Annotated in this window: 9 protein-coding genes and 1 pseudogene; 5 read left to right on the top strand and 5 right to left on the bottom strand. The window is 50.2% G+C overall.

Going from position 1 to position 10,080, the window contains the following annotated elements; genetic code table 11:
- Positions 1 to 79: 79 nt before the first annotated feature.
- The gene (locus LBJ36_04775; protein MDR1378345.1) at positions 80 to 655 is read right to left on the bottom strand and encodes a terminase small subunit; all 576 of its coding nucleotides are present in this window, start codon (positions 653 to 655) and stop codon (positions 80 to 82) included.
- A gap of 66 nt (positions 656 to 721) precedes the next feature.
- On the opposite strand from LBJ36_04775, the gene LBJ36_04770 reads away from it, so the two are divergent.
- Together LBJ36_04770 and LBJ36_04765 are read left to right on the top strand one after the other, a co-directional pair.
- Complete coding sequence (locus LBJ36_04770) at positions 722 to 940, top strand: type II toxin-antitoxin system HicA family toxin (protein MDR1378344.1); 219 nt, start codon at positions 722 to 724, stop codon at positions 938 to 940.
- Positions 941 to 967: 27 nt separating this feature from the next.
- Entirely contained in the window at positions 968 to 1,366 is a 399-nt protein-coding gene (locus LBJ36_04765) for a type II toxin-antitoxin system HicB family antitoxin (GenBank protein MDR1378343.1), read from the top strand.
- A 170-nt stretch (positions 1,367 to 1,536) separates the two neighbouring features.
- Here LBJ36_04765 and LBJ36_04760 read toward each other — a convergent pair whose 3' ends face one another.
- Positions 1,537 to 1,935 (bottom strand): hypothetical protein, encoded by a 399-nt coding sequence (locus tag LBJ36_04760; protein MDR1378342.1) that lies wholly within the window; start codon positions 1,933 to 1,935, stop codon positions 1,537 to 1,539.
- A gap of 423 nt (positions 1,936 to 2,358) precedes the next feature.
- Here LBJ36_04760 and LBJ36_04755 point away from each other — a divergent pair, with 423 nt between their 5' ends.
- From LBJ36_04755 to LBJ36_04745, 3 genes are read left to right on the top strand one after another with little or no spacing between them, the layout of a single operon-like run.
- Entirely contained in the window at positions 2,359 to 2,787 is a 429-nt protein-coding gene (locus tag LBJ36_04755; GenBank protein ID MDR1378341.1) for a hypothetical protein, read from the top strand.
- The gene (locus LBJ36_04750; protein ID MDR1378340.1) at positions 2,705 to 3,247 is read left to right on the top strand and encodes a site-specific integrase; all 543 of its coding nucleotides are present in this window, start codon (positions 2,705 to 2,707) and stop codon (positions 3,245 to 3,247) included. The genes LBJ36_04755 and LBJ36_04750 overlap by 83 nt, the downstream gene beginning before the upstream one ends.
- 19 nt (positions 3,248 to 3,266) lie before the next feature.
- Positions 3,267 to 3,458 carry a hypothetical protein gene (locus LBJ36_04745; GenBank protein MDR1378339.1) on the top strand — a complete coding sequence of 64 codons (192 nt, stop codon included), beginning with the start codon at positions 3,267 to 3,269 and terminating at the stop codon, positions 3,456 to 3,458.
- Between the two features lie 29 nt (positions 3,459 to 3,487).
- Here LBJ36_04745 and LBJ36_04740 read toward each other — a convergent pair whose 3' ends face one another.
- The 3 genes and pseudogenes from LBJ36_04740 to LBJ36_04730 all read right to left on the bottom strand — a co-directional run bounded on the left by LBJ36_04740 (position 3,488) and on the right by LBJ36_04730 (position 9,738).
- On the bottom strand, positions 3,488 to 3,760 hold the full coding sequence (locus LBJ36_04740) for a hypothetical protein (GenBank protein MDR1378338.1): 273 nt from the start codon (positions 3,758 to 3,760) through the stop codon (positions 3,488 to 3,490).
- Positions 3,757 to 9,339: a hypothetical protein gene (locus LBJ36_04735; GenBank protein MDR1378337.1), complete on the bottom strand. Its 5,583-nt coding sequence runs from the start codon at positions 9,337 to 9,339 to the stop codon at positions 3,757 to 3,759. The genes LBJ36_04740 and LBJ36_04735 overlap by 4 nt, the downstream gene beginning before the upstream one ends.
- A gap of 27 nt (positions 9,340 to 9,366) precedes the next feature.
- Positions 9,367 to 9,738 (bottom strand): annotated as a pseudogene (locus LBJ36_04730) (hypothetical protein).
- Positions 9,739 to 10,080: the final 342 nt, after the last annotated feature.

Below are 10,080 nucleotides of genomic sequence, written 5' to 3'. Positions count from 1 at the left end.
ATTCCCTTTAACTCCAAATCCTATAGGAAAGCCCCCAATACTCAAGACGAGCATTCTTACACCCCCAAAAGTATGCCTATCATGAGTTTAATGCTTTCAGGGTCTTTGTGCCACATGTCACATCCATTCTTCTTCGATTTTTTTCAGGCGGGCATTGATCGCTGCCAGTGTCGGCAATGTTTTTCCCTTTATTGTCCGCTTTATTGCCCGCTCCAGGGCCATCTTTTGAGACAAGTTGAGCAAGAAGCATCAACTCCTCTTCCGTATACCGCGACAGATCAATGTCGCTTTTGATCTCAATCGGACCACCTTCTTTACCGGTCACCTCTTGCCGTGTGGCGTACAGACCCGCCGCTTTGCCCCGCGACACCTCCGCGCTCACCGCGGCACCCATTTGTTCCAAGTTTCGCGCATTGTCTCTAAGTTCGGCCAGCATATCGAGATGGTTTTTGAGGGTCAATTTGGCGCTTTCGGCGGCTGCTTGTCGTAGCTCCTCAATCCTCCCCGTAACCTCCCCGTTGCTCATAAGTTCGCTTGCACGTTTCCAAATAGTCGCGGGTTTCATTCGTTCGGCGTTATACGCGGCTCGGTAGGCTTTGGCGGCGTCGCCGAGTTCGATATACGCCCTGACAAAACCCTCTTGTTTCGGCGTCATCAACAAGGTCTCCTAACCTATTATTTTTTATTAAATATATCTTGACACGTATATTATGCGCATAGTATGATATCACCATCAGATGAGGAGGTGAGGGGAATCAAAAGCTCAAATGAAGCGATTAGCGAGATAGAGGCAGACAGATGGGTTTTTCAGAAGGCGGAAGGTAGTCACCATCACTTCAAACACCCGAACAAACCAGGCAAGGTTACCGTACCGCATCCGAAGAAGAATCTTCACCCCAAGACGTACAAGAAGATACTCAAGCAGGCGGGGCTCATATAGCCCCTCCTGCAACAAAGGAGACTGAAAATGAGGAAAAAGCCAGATCGTTACATATTCCCTGCGGTTTTCAGTTACGACAGCGACGGCGTTGCTGTATCGTTCCCTGATCTGCCCGGCTGTAACACCTGCGGCAACGATCAAGAAGAGGCCATCGAGATGGCTAAGGACGCATTGGCGGGTCACCTGTCGTGTCTCGAAGACGACGGAGACACTATCCCTTCCCCCTCGGATTTTCGCACTATTCACACCGAGGGAGATGAGGCGCTGGTCGTTATCGAGGCGTGGATGCTCCCACTGCGAGAGAAGACCGTCCGCAAGAATCTGACCATCCCGGCACGACTGGCCTATCAGGCAGAACAAGCCGGAATCAATTTCTCTCAGGTGCTTTCCGAAGCACTTGAAAGAGAATTACAGCATCAGGTTTAGCGAGAAATGGGCTCGTATGAGCCCATTCACTTTACAATGCCAGATAAGCGAGCGCCAGAAGAACTCAATGAAAAATGTAACTCGAAAAGGGTTGAAAAGAACTACGATCCACTAAGGGACAGCAGACCTTCTGAAAGAACACCGCCGCCTGCGCCTCCGCCAGAGTCCGATTAATGGGGGCGTACTATGCCGGTTCGCCACCGTTGGTATTTCGAGCGCAGATACGTTTCGATGCTCTCGTTATAATCTTTGTCGCCTTCTACAAACTCAATTACTACACCCGATTGGTGGTTGATCCAACAACGGCGAGGTTGCTTTTCAATAAGAGCGGCTAGATCGGGAGCGCTTTCGCACAGTTCCAAGCGTGTCAGATCTATTTCTTTTTCGGTTTCGGAGTAGCCGCTCCAAAAACCGATAAGAGGCTTTCCCTGATTCTCTCCCAATTTATACACTCGGACTAAACACGGCCCTCCGTTTTTTGCAAGGCTATTCACCACAGCCCTCAACGAGCTTTTACAGCTCTCTTTGGGAGGGCGCTTCAGTTCCTCTGCCGCCCACCATATTAACAATCCAGGCCCACCTAGATGCGTTTAAAATCCCCACCACAGCGGGGTTTTTGCCCTCTCAGATATCCACAGCAATCCCCATAAATCCCCATCAATTTAGAACGATACGGTATAATAAAGCGTATAAGAAAAATCCTTTATACGCGGTGGTGGAACAATGGCTCTGACTGAACTCGTAGTTCGACAAGCAAAACCGGAAGAAAAAACCTACATACTGACAGACGGGCATGGATTAGGCTTGGAAGTTCGCCCCAACGGGAAAAAATATTGAATTATTCGGTACTGGGTTGGCGGAAAAGAGCGGCGGACCTCCGCGGGCGTGTATCCAGGCATTACGCTGAAGGAGGCCCGTGAAAAAATACTGCTCTGCGAAAGTCACTTGAAACCGGTAAGCGCCTCGGGTTCGACACGGAGACTTTCGCTTCTGTGGCCGAGGAGTGGATGAAAAAGCGTATGATTCCTAAGTCTGCTGAAAGTTACCTCAACACGTTACGCTTACGCCTCAACAAATTAATATTCCCTTTCATCGGCCACATGAAGCTGGCCAACATTACCGCAGGCGTCATCCTTCAACTTTGCCGGCGCATAGAGGATAAGGGAACCATTGAAACGGCCTCCAGGCTCAAGCAGATCATTGGCCAGGTTTTTGACTACGCCATCGCCACGAGCAGGGCTGAAACGAACCCCACGTTAGCTTTGCGTGGCGCCCTCCAGACTCGTAAAAAAAAAGCATTACGCCGCTCTTACGGATCCCGCAAAAATCGGGTTCCTTATGCGCCGAATCGACGCCTATCCTTACGATGTCGTTCGGTGTGCAATGAAGCTCTCGGCTCTGGTTTTCTGCCGCCCCGGTGAAGTTCGCGCGGCGGAGTGGAAAGAGATGGATTGGGAGAAAGCACAATGGGTCATCCCCGAAGAAAAAATGAAGATGAAGCTCCTGCACCTTGTCCCCTTGGCCCAGCAATCGCTAGAGCTCTTGAAGGAACTTCGGGCCCTTACAGGACATCAAAAATGGCTTTTTCCCTCCACGCGTAATGACGGGCGCTGCATGTCTGAGAACACTGTTCGCGTCGCTCTCCGCTCTATGGGATACGGAAACGCTGACATGACCGCTCACGGCTTTCGAGGCATGGCCTCGTCTGTTCTCAACGAAAACAGCTTTAACGCGGATTGGATTGAACGACAACTTTCCCATGTAGATAAAAACGCTGTGCGGGAGGCTTACAACCACGCGAAGTACCTCCCACAGCGCCGCGAAATGATGCAGTGGTACGCGGACTGGCTGGATAACGTGAAGGGGTCCCAAGCTGTATAATTCTAAAGAGGTGGGTGCTATGACATATCTCTGCATAAAAAATACGATTGATCTTAACCCGGATGAATTTTTACGCATGAAACAAGAACACCCAGAAAATATCAAAAACACTGAAGTCATCCCTCCGGTTTTAGGTACTCCCGGATTTGGTAAATTTCGAGTGACGCTGCGTGTGCCAAGGTATGAGGTGAATCTTAATGGAACAAAATAAGGGAGGGCTACGGCCCTCCCCGTTGTCGTTTACCTCATACTCCCGTAGTCCGTCAGCGTCTGCCGCTTCTCCATACCCCTACGCGTGCGGGATCCCCTTAGAGCCCGTTCATAGTCCGTACCCTGCCTACGTTTTTTAATTTCTTGTACCACCCGCTTAGAATCGATGCGCAACTCAGTCAAACGCCTCCGCGCTTTCTGATATTCCGGCGTACCGGTTTTGTTGTACACCCTCACAAAGGCGTCAATGGCCTTGGTCTCTTCTTCGCTGCGCTTCTGCTGCTCATAATTGGCCAGCCTCACCGCATCGCCTTCCACGGATTCGCGGATAGGCCGGGCCCCCGTAGCTCGCGCCACTTTCTCGCCGGTCGTTTCATAGTCGTTTCATACTTGAACCGCGTTCGACCGCGCCGCTTGTCCGTCATTTCTCCGGTCATGAATGCCTTCACGGGGTTCGCGATGCCGGGCGATAGCGCCTCGAGGGTATCAATGAAATTCCCATCGGTGAAGATCTTGGGGAACGCCCTGGCAACTTGATCAACGGTACTGAGTGTCGGGCCGGCAAAGTCGCCCATCGAACTCGGAACAAAGTCACCCATCCCAACACGCCTCCCGATATCGATGCCGGCGTTCGACAACGCCCCGTAGAGGACGGTTCGCTTGACTGGCGCGGGAAGGCCGCTCTTACCGACCAGGCTCTTCAGTTCCAATTCCACGTCGTCGTCAAAGAAATACTTCCAGATGTTTTTAATGAGGTCGAACGCGGGTAACCCAACCAGACCGCTGAGGGCAAGCTGCAAGGCCCAAAAACGCGCCATCTGTTTTCCCTTCAGCTTCCCGAACCCAGGCAAAGCCAGTTCAGCCTGTTTTACGCCGTATTTCTTGAACTGCAAAAGAAGCGTTCCCAATGGTCCGGCCCGCCTAAAAAGGTCTGGAGTGTCCGCGACGCTATAGTTGAAATTCACATCCTCGTTGATCTTCTTGGCGTATTCTATAGCCTCGGCGCGGCTCATGCCCTCGTCGATTCCCTTTCGGTATGCGCCTATCAACGTGGCCTTCCGTACCATGCCATCGGCATACCGGAACAGAGCCATAGAAGCGTTTGTCAGCGCCCCTCTGACGTTATGAATCTTGCTGTATCCGCTGGGATTCTCCATAGAAATGTTTTCCTCTATGCCCGCTTCGCGGTATAGCCTCTGTGTTATAAGGGTCGGGTGGACGTATTCCGCTATCCCGCGCCCCGTATACTTGAGGCCGATCAGCGCCTGAGTTCCGTTCAACTGCGTGAGGTTCATCAAGGCCGAGGCCACGTTCAAAACCCCCAGCTTGGCGTGTGCGACACCGCTCGCCAGCATGTTGGCCCCCATTGTTGCGGGCCGGTCGCCGATGTAGTCAGGGATATGTTGTCCTATCCAACTGTCCCTTATCCAGTTGTTTAGTGTCTCTTCGATGGTTCCCAGAACGCCGAGAACGTCATTGAGGTATCGCTTTGTGTATCCCGCGAGTCCCTTGTGCTCGTTGTTGAAGCGTCCAAAGGTCCGCTCAAAGAGGTTTATTCCATCGTGTTTCAACGTGTCCATTGCGAAGTATCGCGCGCTGAGGTTCATGTAATGCCGCAAGGCGTATTCCATATCGGTATCGAATCCGGTGGACCCCTTGCGTTGCCACGCGTTTTTAAAGACCCGGCTACGGTTCTTCATCCTGGCCACGTCGTCCAGGAACGCCCGCGCGTCCTCCGTGCTCAGAGCGAAAGTATTCTCGACATTGTGAATCAGCTTGAAATACTGCATGTCGCCCAGGGTCACGGCGTCTACTTTCGCCTGTCCGCCGAAGTCGTCCATTGCTGGCATGATTTGTAGTTTGTCGTTGGGGTTCTCTTTAAGCATCCCCTCCGCCGCTTTCGCGGCCTCGGACATGCTCCTGTAACTCGTGACGATTTTTCCGTCTTTCATGACACGCCAGGCATGGAAGAAGTGAGGCACATAGCCCTCGCGATAATTGACATCTTCCTTGTTGTATTTATTCCGTTGATCGCTCAACATCCTATGAGCGTTGTCGAAGAGAGCACGTACCATCTTATAGGCTTTGATCATGTTGGCGTCGGCGCCGAGTTCGGTAAGCTCCTCGTTGCTGAAAACCTTTCCCAGCATGTCTCCCTTGATTAAAATCTTATTGAATACCTCGTGTTTCTCCTCTGAGACAAGCCCCTCTTGGCGCCCGAAAATCCCCGGCTTGCCGTAAATCTTATCGGCCGTCCGATTCCAGTTCGTCCGCATCCGGTCTTGTTTAGCCTGAGCATCATTGGCCATATTGAGAAACGGCCTGAACAGCGCGTGGCGCTCTGCCACGATATTGGGGCTGTTTACGTAATCCATCAATCGTGTGTTCCTGCTCGTGTCACGTTTCTTACGCATGATTTCGATATTCGGATTTTTCGACTTCACGGGCTCCAAACGCGGGTCCTGCTGTTTCCCCTCTTCAAGTGCTTCTTGATGAAGGATATTGTTGTCGACTTCTGACGGGTTGACTTTCCCGCTCAGGACATCTAGAGTGATTTCGGAAATGGTTCCCCAAGCCGAGCGGGAAACGGCCGCGTTAGCGGAGAGCCCCAGGGACGGATCGGGAACTATTTCTTTTGTAGCATGTCCCTTATAAGAAGGGGTTTGTGCGCTTTTTGGCATATCTACCTTTATTCGCACAGAGAAATAGCGTGATTTCTCCCCGTTTCCTATCTTTGCTCCAACATAATAAACATTTTGTCCAATAAGATCAGGATGGCGCTCATCGGCATCTTCAAAATGATCAAACACCGAATTTTCTACAAGCCCCTCAAGAACCGTGTAGGCTTGCCGTTGTTCTTTGCCCCTGACCTTCCCGCTGTCCCTCAATCCCTGACCGGTAAATTCTATCTCTAAATTATCGTCTTTTATGACGATATGCTTTCCCTGCAATTCACCCTTAACCCATTTTATAAGCGCCTTGGTATTTTTGTAATCTACCGGCACAGCCTGCGTATCGATGGGAATTACCTTAGCCCTTTTAGCTGCTTCGCTCATTTCTGAGTCATACGTCTGGTTCCCCGTGCTCTTTAGAGAGTTCTCCATCCCATAGGTTTCTTCAAATGTGGAATCTCCGGCAAGAATCCGATCGAACACCCCGCGTATCTCATCGGAGAGTTTTACCCCCGTGCCGTGAACATGCTGATAGAAGTCGGTCAACCACTGTTTGAACTGCTCGAACGCGCGGCGGAGCGCGGAGTTTGGAGCCTTACCGGTCTTGACGTACTCGATGAACCCATCGGCGAATTTCGCGTGATCTCCGAACTTCTGGGTCGCCTTCCAGTCGGCTTGGAGCTGGGCGTCGTTCTTGAATCGCGCGGCCTGGTGTTCCATGATCCAGCGGAACAAGTGCCCAAGCTCATGAATGTTCGTGGTCACGTCGGCGGTCGGAGTGAGGGTGATTTTGAGGCCCTTACCACCCATCCGGGCCGGGAGGGTGATAGCCCCACGCGGGCCCTTCTTACCGGTCTGATCCTTCCGATTCCCTATAACTTCATCCCTGACAAACGTTGGTCCCAAGAGCTTATAAAACGCATCCGGGCTCATCCCTTCGCGCTTGGCAAAGTTGACCATCGCGGCGGCCACGATGTTACCGTTGGCCTCCGCTTCTTTTTCGTTCACCCCGGCATCTATGAGCTGGCGTTTAACGTCATCGCGAACTTTTGCCGCCGATTTATCCATCGCTTGGGGGTTTTCTGGCTCAAAGAGGGATTCGCTACCCTTGACGTCTTTGTCTCGCGATGATAAATTTGCGTCGCTAGGGATATCATCCGCCAACCTTGGGGGTTGGAATGTTTCGGACGTAGAGGGTGGGGTCCCTGGCTTTTTGTAATCTACGTCCTCTTTCCACATCGATAGTGGGACAAGTTTTTTTCTTCCGCTGAAAGCCTCTTCCAATACAATATACTTATCGCCAATTTGTTTTTTGGATACAATTACATCAAGTCCACGGCCACTCACTCCAGATTCTATAACATCTGGATTTTCTAGGATTTTGGGCAATAAATCAAAATCTTCTACACCTACGGGCAATTGATTTTGATGATCTTTAATACGTACTCCATTTTCCCCATGCTGCTTAATAATATGCGCGACACTGCTACCTGTAAGCGTTCTAGTATATCCAGATACATCTAATCCCGTTGCGTCCAATATCGCTTTCGCATTTTGCTTACTAACTATAGAATAATCTACAAATATATTCCCTGATATAGCGCGCCCTGCCTTGGTAAGAGCCGCCTTAACTAAATCCTTTATAGTTGTATAGCGACCATGTTGAACATTTGTAGATGTCTCAGATAAAGTGTTCTTGTCGTCCTGATAATACGTCTCCACAATATCCATTGCGTCAAGGGTGTCTTTATTTTGTTCGTGTTCTTCTCGCGACCACTGCGCCGGGTTCAGGTCTCGTATCCGCTGTATCTTCTGACGCATTTCATCGGCCCTCATTTCGTAAAGCCGCGCGTAGTCCTTGCGCTTCATGACGTCGTTGATTTCCTGGAACCGTGTCAGATCTTCTTCAGAAAGCGCGTTATCCGCCGTCTCTTCACCTTCGGCAAACTCCGCTGCCTCGGTCATGCGTGTGGTCTCCTGTCTGCCCCAGGCGACAAGATCGTGCCGTTGCGCCCAGACTTCAGGCGGCACCTTTCTATTGCCTTGCGCAGCCTGTGTCCCGGCCTCAGTGGGAGACACCGAGTCAACCACCGCTTGAAACCCTGCTTTTTTCGCCTCGTCCTCAGACGCGCCTTGTGCTTTGGCTTTGCTCTTGGCTTTGTTGTAGGTCTCCCGTGCGGCGGTTCCTTCAGGCGTTTTTTGGTTCATCATTTTTGAGGCCTTCTGCACAGCGTTAGCTTTAGTTATTGTTTGTTTAGCCTTGCCTGCCTCTTTTAGTTCCTCTGGAGCAAACTCAGGTTGACCTGCGTTCTCTTTCGCTTGAGGGATGTCGGGATCCACATCTCGTTTGGTATGGGACGTCGTGGGATTTACGGCCTCAACATCGCTTTTGAAATACGCCTCATCGGATTTTGTGGGTGTTTTCAATATAATGTTCAGTGCATTAAGTGTTGCGCTGATTTCCTTTTGTTCCGCTTCGTATTGATCAATTTGCTCAGACTCAGCCGCCTGATTACGTGCTTCGCGTTCAGCGTGGATCTCTTCAGGTGTTGCGAGAAGGCGGTCATAAATACCTTTCATGGTCGGACTCAACTTGACACCTAAAGCCTTTTGAACATCTTGATAAATATCTATCAGCCACTTGCGCAGTTTTTTGAAGGCGGCGCGAAGATTCTGATTAGGGGCTTCTCCCGTTGATGCGTAGACTTCAAAGCCCTGCGAAAAGCGTTCATGAACATAATCGCGAATCGAAATATCGGGGTCCTCGCTCAGGTATTTATGCGCATCCTCGTTATCATTCAACATGGGTAGATCACGCAAGGGGCTGTCGCCTCGAAATTCCTCTTTCGTAACCCCGAACTCTTTCAAGATGGTATTGAAATCTTGTTTCATCCAACCCGCCGTGGTTTCCATATCGGAGAGTTTGTCGTAGATGTTCAGTACATGGTGCATCAATTCATGAATACCGCTGCTGGCGTTCGCGGTCTCAAAGAAATTGATGACCGATTTGAATTCCTCAAAAATTTCCGTCGCCGCCTTGGGTCGAGTTTTTTGCCCTTGGTTAAATGTTGAGGGTTTACCCAGCTTCTTGACATCTTCAAGAAGTTGTAATATTTTATTGTCGAAGTCCGTAATCGGGTGCGTGACAACTGCCTCTTGATGAGGGTCAGCGTCCGCCGACAGTCCTACGGACTTCTTTTTGTTGTTCATAGCTTCAATATCAACAGCCTCGATTGAATAAAGTCGATTATTTTGCCCAGGATTAGCAGATTCTTTGACTGTAATTTTAACGGGGTAATATTTGCCGTCAAATTCCATAATCGCACCCAAACGGTGCATTTTCTTAATATTAGCATCACCACGAGTGTCATCATGCGATGAATCTATTGATGCTCGCTCGAACAGAACATCTACATTCGCTACGGCATTAGCGTGAGCGCTTGGTGAAGCTGATTTTTTTGTTGCGCTTCCGCTTATCATCTTTGCTAGCGCTCTGTTAGACAAAGTGGCAGTTAACTTAAATTTCGTATTCATCAGGGGTTTACCGAGTATCTCGGCGTTTGTAAGTTGGTCGACAGCTTCATCTAATGTTTGTGCGCTTCTCGGCATAATAGCGGCTTCTCGCAAGGCAACAGGGTCTTCACCGTCGCGCCGATAATGTGTCTCTCCACCTTTATTTGTAGACCCCGTATTCTCGCTATCAGGTTGAAAAAACGTCTCGCTTTTTCTAGAGTTGAATCGTTTCGACGGTGGGACGATATTTCCCGCGTCGTCTCTGACAACGGCGTCCGTTAGTTTGCGATTGTTTTTCGTGTTCTTGTACGCGTATCCTTTCCCGTCGTCAAATCTGAACCTGTCGAGTGATTTACCATTCCACCAAATATCTTTTAAATTCACTCTTTGTTGAATAATTTTATACCCACCGGGGAGTGACTTACCCTCACGCTGCGC

The sequence above is a fragment of the Synergistaceae bacterium genome, assembly GCA_031267575.1.
Lineage (GTDB): Bacteria > Synergistota > Synergistia > Synergistales > Aminobacteriaceae > JAIRYN01.
The sequence above is the reverse complement of the archived record's forward strand: the minus strand, read 5'-3'. Positions and strand labels throughout refer to the sequence as shown.